This window comes from Segatella albensis DSM 11370 = JCM 12258, from assembly GCF_000426565.1.
In the GTDB taxonomy this organism is placed as follows: domain Bacteria; phylum Bacteroidota; class Bacteroidia; order Bacteroidales; family Bacteroidaceae; genus Prevotella; species Prevotella albensis.
The window spans coordinates 17,902-40,863 of the sequence record NZ_AUFP01000006.1 but is presented as its reverse complement, the minus strand read 5'-3'; the positions used below and the strand labels follow the sequence as shown (position 1 = coordinate 40,863).

Sequence of the window (22,962 nt, the reverse complement as noted above, 5' to 3'; positions counted from 1 at the left end):
TTTACTTATAAGGATATATTGAAAATCGGAAAAGAAGAGACTGGTTACATAAAGGGGTTAATGAACATAAGACAAACAAAATGCTCTATGGAGTTCTTTGAAAAAGTTTTAAAAGGAACAGATTATACAATAGTGAATCTTGTCGCATTTTTTATAAATCCTCATTATGAAGTTAAATTTGGACTAAAAACACGAAAACTATACATGATTGTATATAAGCTTCTTTATGGTAAAAAATAAGATAAAAAATCAAAAAATAGAAGAACCACCAACACGTGAGTGCTGGTGGTTTGAATGGAATGTCGTGAAGAAAGGAAATTATTTTTTGAGAAGTCCTTGCGCAGAAAAATTAAAATTTGTAAATTTGCAAGAATATTACAACTAAAAACTAAAATAACATAACATAACATGTCAGAACTTAGTAATTACGTTAAAGCTTTTTCATCCCTTCATACCAATATAACAAAAAGGTATAAAGCTCCACATAAGGCGATATTGTTACTCTCCGTCATCGACCTGATAGAGGAAGGATACATCGTTTCGCCCCGTATCGCTCTAACGGATACGCTAGAGGATAAGTTTAAGGCTCTGTGGAGCAGATATTTAGGACGTTCAACGGTATTTAAGGCTGACATCACGAAGCCGTTTTTCCATATGCAACACGAGGATTTCTGGTGGCTGATAGAGAAGGGGCCTAGCACGATGATGGTTGCTGATGTTGCTCCGTTCTCACAGAAGAATAAGGAGAAAAAAGAACTGCCCAAGGGCGGCTATTCCGTGAAGGCGATGCGTGAGGCCTTTGCTTATGCCGAGATCGACGAGGAATTGTTCGTGTTACTTCAGAATATGGATGCCAGGGCTATGCTTCGTGTTGTCCTCATTAATACGTATCTCTCAAACCAACCTACTAAGACGATGCCTAATATCGGTAGTTTGATCGTCACCCTTCCTTTGTTGGCCTTGGTCGCATAATTATGAATGTAAAAAGACAATTAACTGTAGGTAAATAATTAAGGAGAATGCGCAAAACGATGAAGATACTATTGATATTTTTGGTAGTTGTGACGGTGATTTGCGGTCGAAAGTCAAGCGTTTGGTTTGTCCATTGGGCGTAGCAGAGTATTTAGAGTATTGGAAAAACGAAATGTCGATAATTTTCGGAGCTGGATTGGTACGAAACGGCTGATGGCATTACATATCTGCCAGCACGTAATTCGGCTTCTTGACCAACCTATATCCGCAACCTATCATCGTCTCTGCCGTCATGATGGTCATTGGCATCTGCGTGTTCGCCTTCTGCGCCGCACCTTGGCTTTGTTCCTCTGCCTTGGCGCTCATCCTTATTGCTCTCGCTGCTCTTACGATAGATTTCTTCTCGAAGGAGCGTGGGGTCATATACCAGCAGGAGTTGAATAGTGTGGAGCAGATATTATGATGCATATGGGGGAGGGTGATGGCATAAGAAGATATCATGCTTCCCCATTACTTTAAATATCCAATGATCGTCACGTGTTCATCCCTCGATAATTGTCCTGGATTAGTACCAGGCTCTCCCTCTGGAACTTTCAATCCTTTTCGACTATAGAACATTTTCCAAAAGTCGGTTATTTCACCTTTCTTATTATGGAACGACATCGGGATAGTATTGAAAATACGTTTACCCTTGGCATCTACATAACATTTCTGTACCAGTTCACTACAATACATAGCCTTATCATCAGGCATAAATAGGGAATCGTAGGGGAGATGTTCATATCTACGGTAATTTCGGAGGGTCTTCCTCCATGAATAAGGAATGTTCACTCTTCCCACCAAAAACTCCGATCGGCAACTATCGCGAGAGCCATGATCCATAAATTTACGGATGTCTGTCAATCCAACGCCTTTACGAGTGGTCGCTTCAGCTATCATCCCTTTATTGTTGATTACAAATGCCACATGATCTATCTGTTTGCCATGATACCCATTCGTCACATCTGTAATTGCATTTCCTTTGTTATTAATAACAAAAAGTAGATCGCCCGGCTTGAGCTGCGATACCGTAAGTACACAATTTTCTGCCGGAGAAATCTGCTGTGCACATACAGGCATGAAACCTGTCACAGCCATCATAATACACACAAATCTTAAAACCTTTATCATCATACTAACTATTTTGAATGCAAAGATAATGATAATTTCATGAAGAAGGCAACTTTCATCTCATAGATTTTTATTACCTTTGCCACCATTATACAAAGACTATTATTAATTATGGAATATATTTGGGACATCCTGCTACTGTCTGTAGCATTGGCGATGGATTGCTTTACTGTAAGTATAGTAAGTGGTGTGATATTAAAGCGTTATCAATGGGTTACTATTCTGTCTATGAGTTTCTTCTTTGGACTTTTTCAGTCCCTTATGCCTTTTATGGGATGGCTGGGAACAAACCAGTTTGCCCACTATATCGAGGATTATGACCATTGGATAGCTTTTGGCCTACTTTGTTTTCTAGGTATCAACATGATCAAAGAGTCTTTTGCTGACGAAGAAGAAAAGAGGTTTAATCCTACATCTTTAAAGACGCAATTGGTTTTGGCTGTAGCCACAAGTATCGACGCACTCGCTATAGGTATCTCTTTTGCTTGTACAGGTTATCGGCATCTTAGTCAACTTACTTTTCCGTTGATATCCATTGGATTAGTTTCCTTTATTTTTGGTATTCTGGGACAACATCTTGGTGTTGTCTTCGGAGAAACGATCCGCCGACGCATACGACCTGAGCTGTTGGGTGGTGCCATTCTTCTATTTATCGGCATCAAAATACTCCTTACACATCTATATGGGGCAGAATAAACTGTTGGATAATCAACAGAGAATCTATGAAGCCATTGATTTAAAATCATTTTATGCTTCCGTAGAGTGCGTGGCTCGAGGAAAAGATCCTCTAACCACAAATCTTGTTGTTGCTGACGAAAGTCGAACCGAGAAGACCATTTGTTTGGCTGTATCTCCATCTCTTAAATCCTATCATATTGCAGGAAGAGCCCGTCTTTTCGAAGTTGTACAGAGAATTAAGGAAATCAACTATGAGCGATTGCGACGCATCCCTGATCATAGATTCAAGGGGAAGTCTGCCTCTGCAACAGAGTTGAACGAACATCCTGATTGGGAGGTTGACTATATTGTTGCTACTCCTCGTATGGCAGAATATATCCGTGTGAGTACAGACATCTATGGCATCTATCTCAAATCTATTGCACCCGAAGACATTCATGTCTATTCCATCGATGAGGTCTTTATGGACGTTACCGACTATCTTGTATCCTACAGGAAGACACCACACGAACTTGCTATAGAAATCATTCATGACATCCTTAGTCAGACAGGTATCACCGCTACTGCAGGTATTGGTACCAACCTATATCTTGCAAAGGTCGCCATGGATATCGTTGCTAAACATACCGAGGCTGACCAAGATGGAGTGCGTATAGCAGAACTTGATGAAATGAACTATCGACAGCTTCTTTGGAATCATCAACCTCTTACGGATTTTTGGCGGGTAGGGCATGGTATCGCCCGAAAGTTGGCTATGTATGGTATTAAAACCATGGGACAAATCGCAAGAATGTCTATAAATAACGAAGAACTTCTCTATCGTTTGTTTGGTGTAAATGCAGAATTACTTATCGATCATGCTTGGGGATGGGAACCTTGTACGATGCCATATATCAAAGCGCATAAGCCTGAAATGAATTCGATGGGTAGTGGACAGGTGTTGCCTCATGCCTATAATTTCAAAAAGGCGAGGGTAGTGATGCTCGAGATGGCCGATGCCTTAGCTATGGATCTCGTGGATAAACGACTTGTAACTGATCAACTGGCTATCACAATCAACTATGATGGAGAGTCTCTTCGAAAATCGGAATATCGGGATTATACCGGTCCTATAGCCTATGATTATTATGGTAGGGTAGTACCTCGTCATGTCCAAGATGCTGTTAAACTGGAGCGGTTAACATCTTCTTCCCGACTTATCCGTCAGGCTATAGATGAACTCTTCTGTAGAATCGTCGACCATAGTCTGCTCGTTCGTCGACTTAACATTACCGCTGTTCGCGTAATCAACGAGGATGAAGCGCTAAGAGAAAAATGTGCTCCTATACAGCTCGATCTCTTTACAGACTATGAGGCTGAATACAAAGCTATCGAAAAAGAAGAAACTCTGTTGGCAAACGAACGAAATCTACAAAAGACCGTACTTGCCATCAAAAAGAAATTCGGTAAGAATGCGATTCTTAAAGGGTTGGATTTTGCCGAAGGGGCAACAGCACGTGAACGTAATAATCAAATAGGAGGACATAAAGCATGAACGATAATTACGAAGATATCATCCATCTACCGCATCATATCTCTAAGCACCATCCTCAGATGTCTATGGATAATCGTGCGGCCCAGTTTTCACCATTCTCGGCACTTACAGGTTATGAGGAGGCGTTGGAGCAAAAACGGATGGCTCATGAGAAAAAACTCGGTTCTCGATAATATGGCAAAAATAACGGGAGAATGAATTCCCCCGTTAGTAACCCTAATTCATAATTTGGTAGCCTTCTTCCATATAAAATCCAACACCTTTATTATTTTCTTGATATTCATAGGTAGATTTTCCTAAATCAACAGAACTTAATATCCATTAGTAAATTTCTTTTCACTTACAGAATTGCTTTCCTGTAAAACATCCTCAGATTCTCCAGTTTCGCATGAATGAAAGGGTAAAGAACAGAAAAGTACTAAGAACCCTTGTAATTTCATTAAACATAAATTTTTCATGATTTTTTGGTTTTGTTTAGTCGGTGTCCGCAAGTAAATAACTGCCATTGAAATAAAGTAGCGGACTATAACTTTATAAATGGTACTTATCTATTTCTGAATCCAGTTTCAAACAAATAACTATCTGATTATGCAGATCTTGATTATTAAGGAATTCGTGGATAGGTTGAAATATAATCTATTGATTACCAACCCGGTGCAAATGTTATTACAATCGTACAGTTTTATCTTTTTATTATTTTGATCAGTATATATTTTCCGTTAAAACCTTTGTATTAGATAAGAAGAATTACCTCTATTTCTTTTCTCTCCTTTTTAAGATATAATCAGCATTATGATAAATAACAAATATGAGAATAACTACTTGTCACGTTAAAGTGGACTTAACCTACTATAAAAAAGATGATGCCGTAATAGCTAAGAATTCAACTACTACGGCATCAACATAAACTATATTTCTTATAATGTATATGATATGTTCGAATATCGTTATCCAACGACTGTATATTTGGCGAATTTCAAGAGTAACTGTTTTTTACCTGAATTTTTGAATTCTACAGTCGCCTTCATATTTTCTCCAGTTCCAACCAAGTCTATAACTTTTCCAATTCCAAAACGTTGATGCTCGATGATGTTACCAATATGCAAATCTATAGAACTGCTTGCAGATGATACCGAAGTACTAGTTGGACGATCTACAGTCTTAACTCTCTTGAAATTACCACCCAACCGGGACGATCTATTTGGTTGAGAGATATTTCGCATATATTCCGGTATATCCGTATTTTCTCTGCTAAACGGCTGAAAAAGTCTTAGCTTACTATCCTCATGATGTTTCTCATGAGATATGCTTGAAATATCTTCTCCCTCGATATTCAGCAGACTGCCATCTATATCCTTGATGAATCGACTTGGCGTATCAAACTCAACTTTTCCATATCGAAAGCGGTTCTTAGCACATGTGAGGATACAATGTTTCTCGGCACGCGTGATAGCAACATACAATAAGCGACGCTCCTCCTCAAGGCCTCGGATTGTATCCGATGACATTGGACTCGGAAATATATTTTCCTCTAAACCAACAACAAAAACTGTAGGGAATTCCAGTCCTTTGGCGGCATGGATGGTCATCAAAGTTACCTTGCTTGATGTGCCGTCATCGCTATCTTGATCGGTAAGTAATGATACTTCCTGAAGGAAATCAGGTAGATAGATTTGAGAAGATCTGTCTTCTTCTTTTCTCTCTTCTACGAAATCCTGCAAACTACCCATAAATTCTTCCAAATTCTCTTGGCGTGAGATAGCTTCAGGACTACTTTCAGAATAGATATCTGCCGATATTCCACTTTCTTTGATGAGGGCCTGTCCCAGTTGATAAGCATCTGTAACGGGCATTTCATCAATATATTTTTGGATGAGCAAACGGAATTTATCCAGTTTTGCAAGTGTTCCTTTGTTCACATTCAGACCATAATGAACAGGTTCACAGAGCACCTCCCAGAAACTCACAGATTTCTCCCGGGCGGCTACAGCTATCTTTGCTAGCGTCGTCTGCCCTATTCCACGCGCCGGATAATTGATTATGCGCTTAAAAGCCTCTTCATCGTCAGGATTAGAAACTAGTCTAAAATATGCGATGATATCCTTGATTTCCTTACGTTGATAGAAACTCAATCCACCATAAATACGATAAGGGATATTCTGTTTGCGCATCTCCTCCTCGAAACTTCTACTTTGCGAGTTGGTACGATACAGAATAGCGAAATCGCTCCATTCTGCAGAATCTTTGCGCTTGATTTTCTTGATTTCCCGACACACGATGAGAGCCTCCTCCTTATCACTGTAAGCCTCCTTCAAAGATAGTTTCTCGCCTTCGGCATTCTTACTAAATACCTCCTTTGGAATCTGTCGAGAATTCTTCTTGATCAAACTGTTTGCCGCCTGTACAATCTTCTGTGTACTACGATAATTCTGTTCCAGTTTAAAGAGTTTGGTATCTTGGAATTTAGACTGAAAATCAAGTATGTTATCGATGTTAGCTCCACGGAAACTGTAAATACTCTGTGAATCATCACCTACGGCACATATCCGTTGCTTCTCTTTGGTGAGCTGTAACACAATAAGTTGCTGGGCATAGTTCGTATCCTGATACTCATCTACCAACACATACTCAAATTGCGAAGCCCACTTCTTTCGAACATCTTCATGCTCCCTAAATAATAAATATGTGTAAACGAGCAGATCATCAAAGTCCATGGCATTGGCTCTGCGACATCGATTCACATAGGCTGCATAGATTTTTCCCAGTTCCGGCATCCTTGCCCGTTTGTCTCGTTCTCTGACCTCTCCATCTGCCAAATATTCCTCAGGCAATACAAGATGATTCTTGGCCATGGAAATCTTACTATGAACACTAGCAGGCTTGTAGACCTTTTCATCCAACGCCATCTCTTTAATGATGGTTTTCAAAAGAGAGCGACTATCAGATTCGTCATATATTGTAAAGTTATTATCGTATCCAATATATTTGGCTTCTATGCGGAGAATACGAGAGAAAACAGAATGAAACGTACCCATGTTGAGATAACGTGCCTCCTCATGGCTCACCAATTGCCCTACTCGCTCCTTCATCTCGCGTGCAGCTTTATTGGTAAAAGTCAAAGCCAGAATAGCCCATGGCTTTATATCCATCTGCATCAGATAAGCAATTTTATAGGTAAGTACGCGGGTCTTACCCGATCCTGCGCCGGCAATCACCAACGATGGTCCATCGATATATTCCACAGCCGCTCTCTGCGACTCGTTCAGCTGTTCAAGCAACTCTTCTCTCGTCATCATCTAATATACTATCAATTATTTATTTATAAGCACCACCTACTACGGTATTCTTATTTACATCCTCGCCCTCTCTAGGAAAACTAGGGATGAATTTCATCTCATGTTCAATCTGTCGTTGACGCTTACGCATATAACTACTAGGATGAGCGCTATCAAACTTGCGCGGATTAGGTAGAGTGGCTGCTATGAGAGCACACTCATCACGAAACAATTTGTCGGCTTTCTTATTGAAGTGATATTCCGCTACGGCATCAGCACCATAGATACCATCTCCCATCTCTATAGAGTTGAGATACACCTCCATGATACGTTGTTTGCTCCACATCATCTCTATTAAGAATGTAAAATAAGCCTCAAAACCTTTTCTCGTCCATGAACGTCCAGGCCATAGAAAAACATTCTTGGCTGTCTGTTGACTAATCGTACTTGCTCCATGTACTTTACCCCCCCTTCGATTATTCTTGGCGGCAGCCTGAATAGCCCCGAAGTCGAAACCATGATGCAACAAGAAACGTTGGTCCTCGCTGGCCATGACGGCTACCGGCAGATGATCGCTAATCTCATCGAGCGGCACCCAATGATGATGCCATTTAATGCTCTCACCATCAGCAACTTGCTGAAAGCATCGAATGACCATCAAAGGCGTTACATATACAGGTAGGAACCGATACACCACAACAGAAAGAATGGTGGAACTGAAAAACAGTACCACCACCCATTTTATAATTGATTTTAATTTGTCAAACATTACTCTAGAGTTCCATTTTTAGCTGCATTCACCATAGCCTGACTTGCATACAGATAAACCTCTACACGACGGTTCTGGGGAGCTACATTTTTGTTGACTATAGGGTTCTGACTACCATAACCTGCTACGTTCTTGAACTGACTTGAGTGTACACCCAGACTCTTCAGATAGCTAGCTACGGCGTTAGCACGCTTATCGCTCAAAGGGATGTTCACGTTGTCACCACCTGTAGCATCGGTATAACCTTGTACGTCTACGCTCAACTTATTGTCTTTCTTCAATACTTGAGCAAACTTCTGCAGATCTGTCTTTGCTGCAGGACGAAGAGTAGCCTTATTCAAAGCAAACTGCAAACCGCTATCAAAAGTTACCTTAACGGCCTTCAAACCATTAGCATCGGTAATTTCTTCAACTTGTGCGTTATCTACATTCTTAGCTACCTCGGCCTTTACCTTATCCATATGATGACCGATACGGTTACCAACGACAGCTCCTACAGCACCACCGATCAGAGCGCCTACGGCAGCACCTCTGCCATGATGACTGTTATTACCTAGACCGCCGATAAGTCCACCAAGAGCTGCACCTGCTCCAGCACCTGTCAAAGTACCAGTACCTTGACTTGTTCCACAACCAACTACCATCATTAGCGAAAGTGCTGCAACAGTTAATTTTGTACCTTTCATAATCTCTAATTTTTATTATCGTTAAGTTTATACTTGCAAAGATAGTTCTTTTTTTGCCAATAAAGCACGTTTATAAACTATTTTTTGTATTTTTGCAGCTAAATTACAGTATTGTGGGGATTTAATAGAAGAGATATCCCTATTTATCGGGGGTAAATCCCTATTTTAAGGAAATAATGTAATAAAATAAATAAAATGGCAAAAGAATTAAAGCAATTGACCAAGCGTGCCGACAATTATAGTCAATGGTACAACGACTTGGTTGTAAAGGCCGACTTGGCCGAGCAGGCTCCAGTTCGTGGCTGTATGATTATCAAGCCTTACGGTTTTGCGATTTGGGAGAAGATGAAAGAGCAACTTGACAAAATGTTCAAGCAGACAGGTGTTCAGAATGCTTATTTCCCTTTGCTCATCCCGAAGAGCTTCCTTTCTCGTGAGGCAGAACACGTAAAGGGTTTTGCTAAGGAGTGTGCCGTTGTTACCCATTATCGCCTTAAGGCTAGCGAGGATGGCAATAGCGTTGTAGTAGATCCTGAGGCTCAGCTCGATGAGGAACTCATCATCCGCCCTACTTCTGAGACCATCATCTGGAATACTTATAAGGGTTGGATTCATTCTTGGCGTGACCTACCTATCATGTGCAACCAATGGTGTAACGTGATGCGTTGGGAGATGCGTACCCGTCCATTCCTTCGTACTTCAGAGTTCTTGTGGCAGGAAGGCCATACCGCTCATGCTACACGCGAGGAGGCTGAAGAGGAAGCACAGAAGATGCTTCACGTATATGCCGACTTTGCAGAAAAGTATATGGCTGTTCCTGTAGTACAAGGAGTGAAGAGTGAGACTGAACGTTTTGCTGGAGCTTTGGATACCTATACTATCGAGGCGATGATGCAGGATGGCAAGGCCCTACAGAGTGGTACAAGTCACTTCCTCGGTCAGAACTTCGCAAAGAGTTTCGACGTTACCTATCTTAATAAGGACAACAAGCCTGAGTATGTATGGGCTACTTCATGGGGTGTTTCTACCCGACTGATGGGTGCTCTTATCATGGTACATAGTGATGATAATGGTTTGGTACTCCCTCCAAAACTCGCTCCTATCCAGGTGGTCATCGTTCCTATCTGGAAGAATGACGAACAGTTGGCAGCTATTACCGAGAAGTTCAAGCCTGTCATTGAACAATTACAGCAGTTAGGAATCTCTGTGAAATTTGATGATGCTGACAACAAGCGTCCAGGTTTCAAGTTTGCCGACTACGAGTTGAAGGGTGTGCCTGTACGCCTCGTTATGGGTGGCCGCGACCTCGAGAACAATACTATCGAGATCATGCGTCGTGATACCTTGGAGAAAGAGAGCGTAAGTTTCGATGGTATCGTAGAGCGCGTAAAGAATCTGCTCGACGACATCCAGAGCAACATTTTCGAGAAGGCCCGTAAATATCGTGACGAGCACATCTACGAATGCAACGACTACGAAGAGTTCAAGGAGCGCGTGAAGAATGGCGGTTTCTTCCTCTGTCCATGGGATGGTACAGCAGAGACCGAAGCCAAGATCAAGGAAGACACCCAGGCTACAATCCGTTGCGTACCTTTCGGCGTAGACCAGAGCAATCCTGGTGTTGATATGGTAAGTGGAAAACCAGCCGTCAACAAGGTTATTATTGCCCGCAGCTACTAGTCTGTTGGCAACCTTAGATAAACAAAAAGCATCGGGGAATAACCTCGATGCTTTTTGTTATTTATGTCAATCAAATGAGATTTATCTCAATACAATCTGTGATTTTAACCATTCTCCTCAAGACTCATCTTCTCTAATTGTTTCTTCACACTCTGGCGCTTCTTCACCTTGAATCTGTCGAACCCTTGTCCATACACACCAATTACGGCACTTTGGGCCACAAAGGCATCCGGATCGATTTCATCTATCAGATCGAAGATAATCGAAGACTCACTCTTCTTGGCAATACAAAATACCACCTTGATATCTTGTCCCGAATAACAACCATTGCCATCCAAAGTACTACAACCCCTCTGCGCAATTTCGTTGATAGCCTGACCTATCTCCTTATACTTCTTGGAAACGATGAAAAATTGCACACTCTGTCGGAGTGAGTTCACGATATGGTCTACACAGAAACTCAGCACAAAGAGCAACACATATCCATAGAGTACCTGTTCCCAGTCTCTCAGCACAAGATAACTCGACGTGATCACAGCCACATCACAGAGCAAGATCACATTACCCAGCGACACATCACGATATTTGTGGATCATAGCCGCGATGACATCAGAGCCACCCGTACTACCTCCGGCCGACAAACCCAATCCAACGCTTGTGCCCATGAAGACGCCACCCACCATGGTAGCCATAAACTTCTGGTCGGCCAAGATATTGAAGTTGCCTGCATACTTCTGGATGAAAGCAGAAGCCAATGTGAACACCACGACACCATAGATCGTCTTGATGCAGAAACGCCATCCCAAAACCTTCAAGGCCGCAATCAGCAAAATCGCATTTATCACAAAGAAAGAATACTGTGGCGCAACATTCCATCCCCAGTAGATGATAGAAGCCACACCCGTAATACCGCCCATAGGAATATGGTTGGGTAACAGAAACAGATTCCATCCTACTACGCCAATCAGCATAGCCAACGTGATAATCGTATAATCATGTATCGCATGATACAAAACCTTTCCTTCTCGTCTTCGTTCCATAATATTTTAATGTTTGGGTATTATCCTAAAAGTATTATAAAGTATTGGCGATACGCCTCACCTTCGAAGTATACAACTTATCTTCGGCATAACCTATACGGTCTAAGAACCGATAATAATCGCCACCTAAATATTTATATTGCACATCGTCACGATATGCCTTCACACTCTGAGTCCAGTTATCAAACTCATAATAGCTGCCATCAGAAGGATGCCTCAGTCCAAAGAGATTATGCAAGTTGAGACACACATCACTTTGGAAATAGCCCGTTTCCAAGAGTGCTTGAGCCATCACAATTTTCTTGAATTTCACCTGATATTTATCAAGCATCTTATATAGGTTTTCTACCGTCAGCTCCAGATATTCATCTGGGTCAACCTCAGGTTCCGGATATTCATTCTCGACATTCTTGAACATCACATATCTCTTGTTACCAATTGAGGCAAGATGCATAGCCTGTCGATCGTTGCAAGCGACCTTAGGCATAGAGTCTGGTTCAAAGGTAGAAACCGACACCTCTCTAGTCGATACCTTCTTATCATTTTTGGCCCATGAAGGGATAGCGAGCAGAATCAACAATAAACCAATATATCTTTTCAAAATATATAATATTTACCTTTTTCCATTAAAAATGCTTTCAAGGTGCAAAAATAACACGTTTTTTCGAAAAATCCAAGCATGATGTCAAAAAATATGTTTTCTTTGTGCTCTACAACCTTTGGAGGAGAGGACGGGCACGCCCTTCGGGGTGCTTTCCACAGTATATGCACATATGCCGAGGGTACGCTATCGCGACCCCCGGTTATCACAGAGACAACCCCTCCGGGGTGTGATATATACGCTAGATATGTCGTGTATGTGTCGAGGAATGCTATATATGCGCTAGATATGAGGGATGCATGTCGAGAGAGAAGGTATGTGTCTAATATGAGGAACGCGTGTGAGAGTACGATGTGTATGCTTCGCATCTGTCGTTGCGAGTATTCCCCGGAGAGGGTATGAGTATTCCTTTCACTAGAGATCGTAAGTTACACTTGCGTTTATTCCCCGGAGGGGATATCTCTGTGATAACCGGGGGTCGCGATAGCGTACCCTCGGAGACGGGACGGTACCATACTAGCAAGCACCCCGGAGGGGTACACGAACTGGGTATCCGGGGTTGCGTACCCTCGGATGAGGGATGCGCCTTGTCGAGAGAGATGCATAAATGGAATTCCATCGTTTTACGTTTTTTACCTTTTTACCATTTAAAGTCTTCTACCACATGACCAGCCCCCATTTTATTCAAGTCTACCCAGTTCCAAACGCCAGGTACCCTACCCCTTCTGCTCTTCTGCCAAATGTCATAATGCGGCGACCCTGGGAGTGTCGGTTCATGCCCATAACTGGCTATCCATAGCAGATAATTGTCAAAATCAGGACTCAGATAATCTTTATAGTAACTTTCACTACAATATATAATAGGTGTACGACCGTAGTAGTTGCTGAAAAGCGTACAGAAAGTCTTCAGACAACTTTGTATCTCCTCGCGACTCCATCCCTTTGTGCCATCATCCTCCACATCGACCACAGGCAAAAGATCTTGTCGATCGATATCGTAGTTGGCGCGAAAGTTCTCAAATTGTAGAGCAGCAGGACTCTTCGTCATGAAATGATAAGCCCCCACAAGGATACCGGATGCCCTCACACTATCCACATTACGCTCAAACCAAGGATCTTTGGTTGCCGCACCCTCCGTAATCTTGACATATACGAATTTCAGTCGTTTCACCTTTCTCAGTTCTTGCCATCTGATCTTTCCTTGATGTCTGGAAATGTCTATACCATCATAGCCACCAGCATATTCTCCAGAGGTCAGATCATGATAAGGCCATTTCTCATCATAAGAATCAGGTTTCTCACGATTACTCACGAACCGATACACCTCATATCCAACGACGAGAAACACCATCCCCACGATGGCGACAGCAGCAACATGCCGCAACGACCAAACCTTCTTGGATTTTCTTCGTCTTCTTTTCCGTTTCTTTGTCATACTGCAAAGGTACTACTTTTTTCCCAATATGTTAAAAAGTAACACCATATTCACACATTTATACAAAAAAGATTGTGATCTGAGAAAAAATATATATATTAGCGCACATAAACATCATATTATTTAATCCCGACAACATATGAAACTCTATCTACGCTCCACATTTATCCATAATGTCGCCTATCCTGGTCTTGTCGTTCTTATAACCTTGTCAGCACTATGCGCCATCTTTCCAGAACTTACGAACAACATTCTCACACATATACAAAATTGGATATATGCCAATCTAAGTTGGAGCTACATCCTCATCGTATCGTTTTTTCTGATATTCCTTTTCATATTGGCATTCAGTAAGATAGGAAGCATCCGGTTGGGTGCCGACAACTCCGCTCCACAATATAGTTTCTTCTCATGGATAGCCATGCTCTTTGCAGCAGGTATGGGTATCGGACTCATGTATTTTGGCGTAGCAGAACCTATGTCACACTATGTCAACCCAGCCTTGCCATCCATTGTAAACAAAGCAAAGGAAGCCCAATTAGCCACCTTCTTCCATTGGGGACTCCATGCTTGGGCCGTATTCTGCGTGATGGGACTTATCCTCGCCTATTTTTCATTCCGATATAAGCTTCCCTTGGCCATCCGAAGCGGTCTCTACCCTATCCTTGGAGAAAGGATTAAGGGAAAAATAGGAGACGTCGTAGACATCTTTGCCTTGGTAAGTACCTTTTTCGGTATAGCCACATCATTAGGTTTTGGAGTGGTACAACTTAATGCTGGATTAGTACATCTCGGCATACTCACGGAGTCGAGTTTTCTTTTCCAAAGCATCATCATCATTATCGTGAGTTCCTTAGCCATCCTGTCGGCCGTATCAGGAGTAGGAAATGGCGTTAAGCGACTTAGCGAGATTAACCTCAGTATGGCCGTAGTCTTATTACTTTTCATGCTGTTCTTGGGGCCGACGACCTTCCTTCTGAGTGCATTCTCCGAGGGTATAGGCTATTACATCAATCAATTTGCCGACCTCACCTTCAACACATTCGCCTTTGAGCGAGATGGCAGAGCCTGGTTCACCACATGGACGGTTATGTATTGGGCTTGGTGGATTAGTTGGGCCCCATTCGTAGGTCTCTTCATCGCACGCATCTCCAAGGGACGTACCATTCGCGAATACATCCTTGCAGTATTACTTGTGCCATCCGTATTTATCTTCCTATGGATGACCGTATTCGGTAATGGGGCCATATGGTTCGATAGGCACGATGCCGCAGGTTCACTTTCAGCTATCGCACATAATGCCGACGTCCTATTATTTTCATTCTTCGAGCAATTTCCACTTGCCACCCCACTCTGTGTCCTTGCTCTCATGATGATAGCGGTATTCTTTATCACCTCAGCAGATTCCGGTATACTCGTGATGGATAGCATCGCCAGCGGCAACAAGCCAAATTCGCCTCGTTGGCAGATAGCCTTTTGGGGTGTATTGCTGGCTTTGATCTCCATGGCTTTGCTTTATGTGGGTGGATTGAAATCGCTCCAAACCATGACTCTCGTGTCTGCCCTTCCTTTTGGCGCCATCATGGTGTTGCTATGCTTCTGTTTATGGAAAGCTTTACGTGCCGACGAGACTTATTTCAGCAGTAAGTTGCCATATGGTAGTCGTAATTGGAATGGCGAACATTGGCACGAACGACTGCAACAGATACTTACTTTCTCACAGAAAAAGGATATCAAACGATTCTTTGCAGAACGGGTTCGTCCGGCTTTCGAAGAACTACAAGCCGAATTTGCCAAAAACAATATCGATGCTCATATCTATGAAGGGAAAAACGGTCCGCTCTCTATAGAACTACAGATACCGCACGATAAGATATGGAACTATCGATATGGTGTGACTACAGAGACGCAGACCATTTCTGACTATATTGCCGAAGAGGACAATACGCCTGATGTGGAGACCGATAAACAGTATGTTCCTGTGACTTATTATACTGATGGTAGAACAGGAAACAATATTCAGTATCTCACCAAGGAGGAAATCATCGCTGATGTACTTCGCGAATATGAGCGATATATCAGTCTTGTTTCGGATGAGGAAAATGCTATGCTGTTCATTGACAAAAAGAAATACAGACAGTAAGGGTCAAGCCTTGTGCTCTACTTTGATAACCTTCGCAGCCAATCGGATACCGATGAAAGCTCCTAGCAAGGCTGCGAAGATCGGATAGAATGCCCAAGCGAACGGACTGAGAAACCCCAGGAAGGTATTATATCTAATAAAACACGATTAGCAAGAAGTAGGTTTTGATTATCCAACTTTTTTTCTTAACTTTGCAACCCGCATTAAAAATAGAGAAAAAATATGGATTTATCTAGATTTACATCACAATACGCCCCACTTATCCGCCTTGGCATACCGATGGTGATAGGACAGATTGGAACCATCATATTAAGTTTCGCAGATACCATCATGATCGGTCATCATTCCACGCCGGAGTTGGCCGCTGCCGCTTTCGTGAGTCAGATGTTCATGCTCGGCATCCTCGTAGCCATGGGATTTTCATATGGCATCACCCCACTTGTAGGTCGCAACTACGGTCAAGGCAACTATCAACAGATCGGTATCGTAGTAAAGAATTCCTTTGCTGCCAATACGATGGTAGCGGCACTCCTCGTAGCCATATATGCCACGATGTATTTCTTTCTCGACAAGATGGGACAACCGGAAGAACTCATCCCCTATATGCGCCCTTATTATATCGTAAACCTGATATCCTTACCATTCGTGTGCTGGTTTAACGTATTCAAGCAAACCGCTGATGGAACTATAGATACGAAGACGCCTATGTGGATACTCCTTGGCGGGAACGTCCTCAACATCGCAGGCAATTGGATATTGATTTACGGAGCATTAGGATGTCCGGAACTTGGACTGTTGGGTGCCGGATTAGCCACCTTGATATCACGCATTATGATGGCCGTCGTCATGATGAGCATCTTCTTTGGCAGTCGCAGATACCATCATATCAAAGATACCTTCATGGTAAGTCGAGTAGAGAAGAAAGAGCAGATTCGTTTGAATGCCATCGGCTGGCCATTAGCTCTTCAGATGGGAATGGAAGCGAGCGCATGGTCACTATGTAGTGTTGTCGTAGGATGGATTGGCGCCACCGCCCTAGCAGGCCATCAGATTATGCTCTCCATCAGTCAACTGTTCTTCCAAATCTATTATGCCATCTCCGCAGCAACCTCCATCCGCATCAGTATGTTCCATGGTCAACGAGAGTACGGCAAGATATCAGATACCGCCTGGGCCGGTTTCCATCTTAGCGTGATGGTAGCGATATTGATGTCGATACCGGTATGGCTGCTCAGAGACAAGATAGGAGGGTTATTCTCCAATTCAGCCGAGGTGACAAGTGTCGTGGCGAGCGTCATCATCCCACTTATCGTCTATCAAATTCCCGACGCCCTACAAAGTGTGATGGCGAATGCCCTACGAGGTCTTTCTAACGTCAAGCCCTTGGCCTGTGTGGCCTTCGTCGCTTATTTCGTGGTAACGCTCCCCCTTACCTACGTCTTTGGCATCATGATGAAGGGCGGTCTACTGGGCGTATGGTATTCGTTCCCGATCGGATTGTGCATCGCTAGCGGTCTGTATTATTACTTCTTCCGCAAGACCTTGAAGCGGATTGAAACAATATAAATTTAATTTTTGCTGCACGTCACCCCTCTACTCACGCTCTCTGTATGATTCCTTGCATCGCCCCCCCCCCACCAATCGACGATGCAAAGGTACAAGGTTTTTTCTGTAACCGCCAAATGTTTTATCGTTTATTTTCAATAAAGTTTATATAGACCGAAAGAATATATATACGATTCATCATTTCCGGCTAAAGAGATGGCATTGGGCTTCGTAGAGAAGAAGTCGATCTGGGGGGAGATGATGAAGAATTAATCCCGAGCTATTCCAGTTATTCCAGTTTTTTTGAATGGGTATAAATTCTCAAACTGGAAAAATTATTTTACAGATGCGTAGAAGTATATATTCTCCTTCTTAGTTTTATATTATTATATATATAAATATATTACAAATTAGAGAAATGGAGGATGTGTACCCTCTCAAAAAAACTGGAATAACTGGAATTGGAATGAAAATGACATGATAATAACGATTTAACTTTTCTCTAAATATCAGATTTACAATGAATTACGATATTTCAAGTTTACTTGCTCCAAACATGCCAAAACTCGAAGGGGGCACAAAAAGTATAAAATTATTGCTCTCTCAGGTGTCAGAAGATATGCGTGAACCTCTCATTCCGATGCTTTTCCCTATCCTTGGCGCTCACATTTTCGGAACGGAGTTCTCAAATATTTTACCCTCGTCAAGTACGAATTATCGTTTATTTCCTGGGGGCTGTAAAGAAACGTATAATATCGCACAATAACGTGACACAACGCTTCATCGCTATTTCAGGATGTTGTATCTTTGCAATCGTAATACTAAAGGACGGGGTATAGCGCGCCCCCCCTCCCGAAGGAATCCAGAAGGTTCGTGAGGAGACGTCCAAACGGACCGGAAAGATGAGTGTGAAAAGCGATCTTTGGCAACATTGCAACATTCCCCCCGAAGAAAAGACCGATTGCATGAGAAATTGCTCCGAAAAGAACATAACGATAAGTATCAAATACTTTATATTTTGTTGCATGATTCAGCCATATCAAAATAAAGTTGTAACTTTGCATTACTTTTAGTAAAAGAACTATGAAAAGAATCTTTAAATTAATTATTGCTTTAGCCGTATTAGGCTCTACTAGAAGTTATGCGCAAGACAGCAACTTCTATGTATTCCTGTGTTTAGGACAATCTAACATGGTTGGTGTGGCTCATGCCACCCACGAAGACTCGCTCGCCGTTAACGACAGATACTGGCGAATGGGTGCGCTCAACGACGTAGACCGCAAACTTGGAGAATGGCAACCTGCTTACCCCCCACTCTGCCGCAGATTTGCCAATATGAGTCCTGCAGACTTCTTCGCCCGTACGCTTCTCGAGAAGTTGCCCGAGAATATCAAGGTCGGTATGATCAATGTGGCTGTAGACGGTACTGCCAGCGACCTCTTCCATCGCGAACTTCGCCAAGCTTATGTCGACAAGACTTTTGCCGGTACTGCTGATTGGTTGAAGAACGAGATGAAACTATACGACCTGAACCCATTACAACGACTCATCCAGTTGGGCCGTCTCGCTCAAAAACGTGGCGTCATCAAGGGTATCCTATGGCACCAAGGCGAGACAGACGCTTACAACGACCAATGGCTGAGCAAGGTGAAATTCATCTATCACGACTTACTGGACAGTTTGAACCTAAAAGCTGAGGAATGCCCATTACTTGCCGGTGAGGTAGTGAGCAAGGAGATGAAGGGTATCTGCGCAGGTGCCAACGCCACCATCGACCGCATTCACGATTCTATCCCTACGGCTTATGCCATCTCTAGTTATGGTTGTCCTGCAGGTCCCGACAATTTGCATTTCGCTCATAAGGGTGTAGAAATCTTAGGTCGCCGATATGGCATCAAATGGCTACAGTTGAATGGCTACGACGTAGAAGACGATACCCAGAATGCTATTGCCGTAAGCGGTCTGGCTCAACAAGAGGACTTCAAGGTAACAGTTAAGGCCAATAAGGGTAAAGCTCAAGTAGTAAGCGAGTTACCAGTAAACGAGATAGACGTGGTAAGCTATAGTGGCAAGACCATTGACCATCTGAAGATGGCAGGCAAGAAGAAAATGAAGTTCTCCGTAAATAAATATGGAGACAAGAAACTGGTACTCGTCATTAAGTCTGGCACCAAAAAAGTTTCTCGCCAAATAGAATTCTAAACCGAATAATTTTTGTATCTTTGCACCCATGCATATAGCAGTAGCAGGAAATATAGGCAGTGGGAAATCAACACTCACCAGGATGCTCGCTCGACATTATGGGTGGACACCCCGGTTTGAGCAAGTTATGAGTAATCCATACCTGGAGGATTATTATAAGGACATCAAGAGATGGTCGTTCAACATGGAGGTTTTCTTCCTGAAAGAAAGATTTCGTGATCTGTTGGAAATTTCCAAATCAAGTAAAGATATTATCCAGGATCGTACGATTTATGAAGGTGTGTATGTTTTTACCGAGAACAATCATAGAATGGGCAACCTCGACGATAGAGACTATGAAGCCTATATGGAGTTATTCGGCGCTATGGAAGAAGCGGTAAAACTACCCGACCTGATGATCTACTTACATTCATCGGTTCCACATCTGGTAAAAAATATCCAGAAACGTGGACGCAGTTTCGAACAGGAAATCCCTATTGAATACTTGCAAAATCTCAACGACTTGTATGAGGAGTTCATCCGTGAGAAATACAAAGGCAAGGTATTGTTATTCAATGTAGATGACATGGATTACGAACACGTGCCTAAGGATTTCGGTAAAATCATCGACAAGATAGATGCCGAGATTTACGGATTATTTAGTTTCAACGAGAAATAATTTAGTAGAATTTTAAGATACATATATTGAGATTATGCATATAGCAATAGCAGGAAACATTGGTAGCGGTAAGACTACTCTTACCAAATTGCTGGCAAAAAGATATAACTGGAAGCCACATTTCGAACCCGTAGACAATAATCCTTATCTGGCTGATTATTATGAGGATATGAACAGATGGGCTTTTAATTTGCAAATCTATTTCCTCAACAAGCGATTCCGTGATGTGGTTGAAATAAGCAAAAGCAACGATGCTATTATCCAAGACCGTACAATCTTTGAGGATGCTTGCATCTTCGCTCCTAACTTGCACGATATGGGTATGATGAGCGATAGAGATTTCGATAACTATACAGATCTGTTCTATCTGATGATCTCGCTCGTGAAGTTGCCTGACTTGATGATTTATATCCGTTCCAGTATCCCTACTTTGATTGGACACATCGAGAAGCGTGGACGTGATTACGAGAAGTCGATGCGTATTGACTATCTGAAGGGGTTGAACGACAGGTATGAGAACTGGATCAAGGACTATAAGGGTAAATTGATCATCGTGGATGGTGACCATTCTGATTTTGAGAATAATCCGGAGGATTTCCGAAAGATTTGTGATCAGATTGATGCAGAGATGTTCGGTCTGTTTCCTATGGAATAAAAAATCATTACCGGAAAGAGAAATAAAAAATCCTATCACGAATCACTTCGGAATAGGATTTATTTTTCTTCGTAATATTTAGAGGTTTATTTATTTTTTCCTAAGTCTGCGATAAAATTCTGTCAAGGCAGGACGAGGATAGCCGAGTTTAGTGGCCAAATCCAAGTCGCGACGGGCCTCGCTCATGCGACATAACGAGATACGAATATCGGCCCGATTGATGAGATAATCGATATTCTTCCTATCCAATTCAAAGGCCTTGCCATAATCATACTCAGCAAGTTCGAGCATTCCCCTATCCTTCTCTATTCCCGCACGAGCGGCATAAGCCGTAGCGCTATCAGGATGTGCCTCGACAAGCACGTTTATTTGGTCGTAGGCCTCTGTATAATGCTTGTCCTTCTGATTGAGAAGAGCCAACCCCAGTTGAGCCTCGAAATTGCCGGGAACGATCGTCAGGAGATTGTTATAGTCGAGACGAGCAAAGTTATATCGCATTAACTGTTGGTTGACATAGGCGCGATAAAACAACCCGGCTATATTCCTGTTATCGAGAAAGAGCACCTTATCAAGGTCATCCTTAGCATATTGCCATTGTTTGAGTTGGATATTCCAACGAACCTTCTTCAGTCGCAAATCGATACTATCCGGATGATAGGCCAACAGTTCGGTAGCTGCCGAGAGACTATCTCGAAGTCCCGCATTCTCTTGTGCCGACATGGTAAGTCCGCAGAATCCACAGAATAGTGATATCATCAAAGTCTTTTTCATATCGCAAAGGTAAGATTTAATCACGAAAACGGTGAAATCTGCGGACCAAAGGTGCTTTATTTTATCAAATATTAGGCGTTCTTAATGTAATTTACAATCCATTCGCCTACTTCTGTCGTACCATATTCTTTGCCACCTTCTACCTGAATTTCAGGTGTGCGGACATTTGCATCAAGACTGGCATTAACAGCTTTGCGGATAAGAGAACCTTCTTCGTTCAATCCGAAATGTTCGAGAAGCATGGCTGCGCTAAGAATCTGAGCCAAAGGATTAGCGATATTCTTACCAGCAGCCTGTGGCCATGAACCATGTACCGGTTCGAACAACGGAGTATGCTCGCCAAGTGATGACGATGGCTGCAATCCCATACTACCTGTAATACATGAGGTTTCATCGGTAAGGATGTCGCCGAAGGTATTCTCGGTAACGATAACATCAAAGAAACGTGGTTCGGTAAGTACGCGCATAGAGGCATTATCGATGAACATATAGTCGGTAGTGACCTCCGGATATTGTGGTTCCATCTCCTTAGCGATCTGACGCCATAAGCGTGATGAAGCAAGGACGTTGGCCTTATCGACAACGGTAAGATGCTTGTTGCGTTTCATGGCAAACTCGAAAGCTACCTTGAGGATGCGCTCAATCTCAGGACGGGTATAGATATCTGTATCGTAGGCTTTGTCATTATCTTGATATTTCTCACCAAAATACATACCTCCTGTAAGCTCACGAATCACAACGAAGTCGGCTCCCTTGAGCAACTCATCCTTGAGCGGACTCTTATGGATGAGACAATCGAAAGTGGAAACAGGACGAATGTTGGCAAAGAGACCTAATTTCTTACGCATAGCAAGAAGTCCTTGTTCCGGACGCACCTTAGCAGTAGGATTATTATCGAAACGAGGATCGCCAACAGCAGCAAAGAGTACAGCATCGGCATCCATACAGGTCTTGAAGGTTGACTCTGGGAAAGGGTCACCTACTTCGTCTATGGCATGAGCACCACAGACAGCCTCGTGATAGTCAAACTTGTGGTTGAACTTAGCGGCGATAGCATCGAGTACCGCTACGCCTTGTTTCATGATTTCTGGTCCGATACCGTCACCGGCCAGTACAGCAATGTTTAGTTTCATCTTCTTATCTTAAAA

The 22,962-nt window shown here is 42.6% G+C and carries 22 protein-coding genes; 12 read left to right on the top strand and 10 right to left on the bottom strand.

Annotation, left to right across the window (positions count from 1 at the left end; genetic code table 11):
* Positions 1–18: 18 nt before the first annotated feature.
* Both K333_RS13290 and K333_RS11920 read left to right on the top strand, forming a co-directional pair.
* Positions 19–240 carry a hypothetical protein gene (locus K333_RS13290; RefSeq protein ID WP_155807873.1) on the top strand — a complete coding sequence of 74 codons (222 nt, stop codon included), beginning with the start codon at positions 19–21 and terminating at the stop codon, positions 238–240.
* A 168-nt stretch (positions 241–408) separates the two neighbouring features.
* Positions 409–972, top strand: a complete 564-nt coding sequence (locus tag K333_RS11920; RefSeq protein WP_024989624.1) for a hypothetical protein — start codon at positions 409–411, stop codon at positions 970–972.
* Positions 973–1,191: 219 nt separating this feature from the next.
* On the opposite strand, the gene K333_RS0104350 is transcribed toward K333_RS11920, so the two are convergent.
* Positions 1,192–1,473, bottom strand: a complete 282-nt coding sequence (locus K333_RS0104350) for a hypothetical protein (RefSeq protein ID WP_154652985.1) — start codon at positions 1,471–1,473, stop codon at positions 1,192–1,194.
* 9 nt (positions 1,474–1,482) lie between these two features.
* Positions 1,483–2,145 carry a YiiX/YebB-like N1pC/P60 family cysteine hydrolase gene (locus tag K333_RS0104345; protein WP_024989626.1) on the bottom strand — a complete coding sequence of 221 codons (663 nt, stop codon included), beginning with the start codon at positions 2,143–2,145 and terminating at the stop codon, positions 1,483–1,485.
* A gap of 108 nt (positions 2,146–2,253) precedes the next feature.
* Between K333_RS0104345 and K333_RS0104340 the strand changes: the two genes are divergently transcribed.
* The 3 genes from K333_RS0104340 to K333_RS13350 are packed head-to-tail and all read left to right on the top strand — an operon-like array spanning position 2,254 to position 4,527.
* A complete protein-coding gene (locus K333_RS0104340) occupies positions 2,254–2,838 on the top strand; it encodes a manganese efflux pump MntP (RefSeq protein ID WP_024989627.1) in 585 nt (194 codons plus the stop codon).
* Positions 2,825–4,354, top strand: coding sequence for a Y-family DNA polymerase (locus tag K333_RS0104335; RefSeq protein WP_036886075.1), 1,530 nt, complete (start codon positions 2,825–2,827; stop codon positions 4,352–4,354). Before K333_RS0104340 ends, K333_RS0104335 begins: the two co-directional genes overlap by 14 nt.
* Positions 4,351–4,527 (top strand): hypothetical protein, encoded by a 177-nt coding sequence (locus K333_RS13350; RefSeq protein WP_154652984.1) that lies wholly within the window; start codon positions 4,351–4,353, stop codon positions 4,525–4,527. Before K333_RS0104335 ends, K333_RS13350 begins: the two co-directional genes overlap by 4 nt.
* 774 nt (positions 4,528–5,301) lie before the next feature.
* Here K333_RS13350 and K333_RS0104325 read toward each other — a convergent pair.
* From K333_RS0104325 to K333_RS0104315, 3 genes are read right to left on the bottom strand one after another with little or no spacing between them, the layout of a single operon-like run.
* Positions 5,302–7,647, bottom strand: a complete 2,346-nt coding sequence (locus tag K333_RS0104325) for an ATP-dependent helicase (RefSeq protein WP_024989629.1) — start codon at positions 7,645–7,647, stop codon at positions 5,302–5,304.
* Between the two features lie 22 nt (positions 7,648–7,669).
* Positions 7,670–8,398: a monofunctional biosynthetic peptidoglycan transglycosylase gene (gene mtgA / locus K333_RS0104320; RefSeq protein ID WP_027452379.1), complete on the bottom strand. Its 729-nt coding sequence runs from the start codon at positions 8,396–8,398 to the stop codon at positions 7,670–7,672.
* Positions 8,398–9,084: an OmpA family protein gene (locus tag K333_RS0104315; protein WP_024989630.1), complete on the bottom strand. Its 687-nt coding sequence runs from the start codon at positions 9,082–9,084 to the stop codon at positions 8,398–8,400. Before K333_RS0104315 ends, mtgA begins: the two co-directional genes overlap by 1 nt.
* 195 nt (positions 9,085–9,279) lie before the next feature.
* Between K333_RS0104315 and proS the strand changes: the two genes are divergently transcribed.
* Positions 9,280–10,764, top strand: a complete 1,485-nt coding sequence (gene proS / locus K333_RS0104310) for a proline--tRNA ligase (RefSeq protein WP_024989631.1) — start codon at positions 9,280–9,282, stop codon at positions 10,762–10,764.
* A 104-nt stretch (positions 10,765–10,868) separates the two neighbouring features.
* Here proS and K333_RS0104305 read toward each other — a convergent pair whose 3' ends face one another.
* The 3 genes from K333_RS0104305 to K333_RS0104295 all read right to left on the bottom strand — a co-directional run bounded on the left by K333_RS0104305 (position 10,869) and on the right by K333_RS0104295 (position 13,840).
* Entirely contained in the window at positions 10,869–11,804 is a 936-nt protein-coding gene (locus tag K333_RS0104305) for a YitT family protein (RefSeq protein ID WP_051230876.1), read from the bottom strand.
* Positions 11,805–11,838: 34 nt separating this feature from the next.
* Positions 11,839–12,405 (bottom strand): glucosaminidase domain-containing protein, encoded by a 567-nt coding sequence (locus K333_RS0104300; RefSeq protein WP_238314329.1) that lies wholly within the window; start codon positions 12,403–12,405, stop codon positions 11,839–11,841.
* Between the two features lie 640 nt (positions 12,406–13,045).
* Positions 13,046–13,840: a glycoside hydrolase family 25 protein gene (locus K333_RS0104295; protein WP_024989634.1), complete on the bottom strand. Its 795-nt coding sequence runs from the start codon at positions 13,838–13,840 to the stop codon at positions 13,046–13,048.
* 139 nt (positions 13,841–13,979) lie between these two features.
* Here K333_RS0104295 and K333_RS0104290 point away from each other — a divergent pair, with 139 nt between their 5' ends.
* From K333_RS0104290 to K333_RS0104260, 6 genes are all read left to right on the top strand, one after another.
* Positions 13,980–15,983, top strand: coding sequence for a BCCT family transporter (locus K333_RS0104290; RefSeq protein WP_024989635.1), 2,004 nt, complete (start codon positions 13,980–13,982; stop codon positions 15,981–15,983).
* A gap of 222 nt (positions 15,984–16,205) precedes the next feature.
* A complete protein-coding gene (locus K333_RS0104285) occupies positions 16,206–17,549 on the top strand; it encodes an MATE family efflux transporter (protein ID WP_027452376.1) in 1,344 nt (447 codons plus the stop codon).
* Positions 17,550–18,048: 499 nt separating this feature from the next.
* The gene (locus tag K333_RS13285; RefSeq protein WP_024990603.1) at positions 18,049–18,294 is read left to right on the top strand and encodes a hypothetical protein; all 246 of its coding nucleotides are present in this window, start codon (positions 18,049–18,051) and stop codon (positions 18,292–18,294) included.
* 317 nt (positions 18,295–18,611) lie between these two features.
* Positions 18,612–19,730: a sialate O-acetylesterase gene (locus K333_RS11915; RefSeq protein WP_024990605.1), complete on the top strand. Its 1,119-nt coding sequence runs from the start codon at positions 18,612–18,614 to the stop codon at positions 19,728–19,730.
* A 28-nt stretch (positions 19,731–19,758) separates the two neighbouring features.
* Positions 19,759–20,388, top strand: coding sequence for a deoxynucleoside kinase (locus K333_RS0104265; protein WP_027452375.1), 630 nt, complete (start codon positions 19,759–19,761; stop codon positions 20,386–20,388).
* Between the two features lie 34 nt (positions 20,389–20,422).
* Complete coding sequence (locus K333_RS0104260) at positions 20,423–21,043, top strand: deoxynucleoside kinase (RefSeq protein WP_027452374.1); 621 nt, start codon at positions 20,423–20,425, stop codon at positions 21,041–21,043.
* Between the two features lie 90 nt (positions 21,044–21,133).
* On the opposite strand, the gene K333_RS0104255 is transcribed toward K333_RS0104260, so the two are convergent.
* Positions 21,134–21,814, bottom strand: a complete 681-nt coding sequence (locus tag K333_RS0104255) for a tetratricopeptide repeat protein (protein ID WP_027452373.1) — start codon at positions 21,812–21,814, stop codon at positions 21,134–21,136.
* 71 nt (positions 21,815–21,885) lie between these two features.
* Complete coding sequence (gene leuB / locus K333_RS0104250) at positions 21,886–22,947, bottom strand: 3-isopropylmalate dehydrogenase (protein ID WP_024990606.1); 1,062 nt, start codon at positions 22,945–22,947, stop codon at positions 21,886–21,888.
* Between the last annotated feature and the right edge of the window lie 15 nt (positions 22,948–22,962).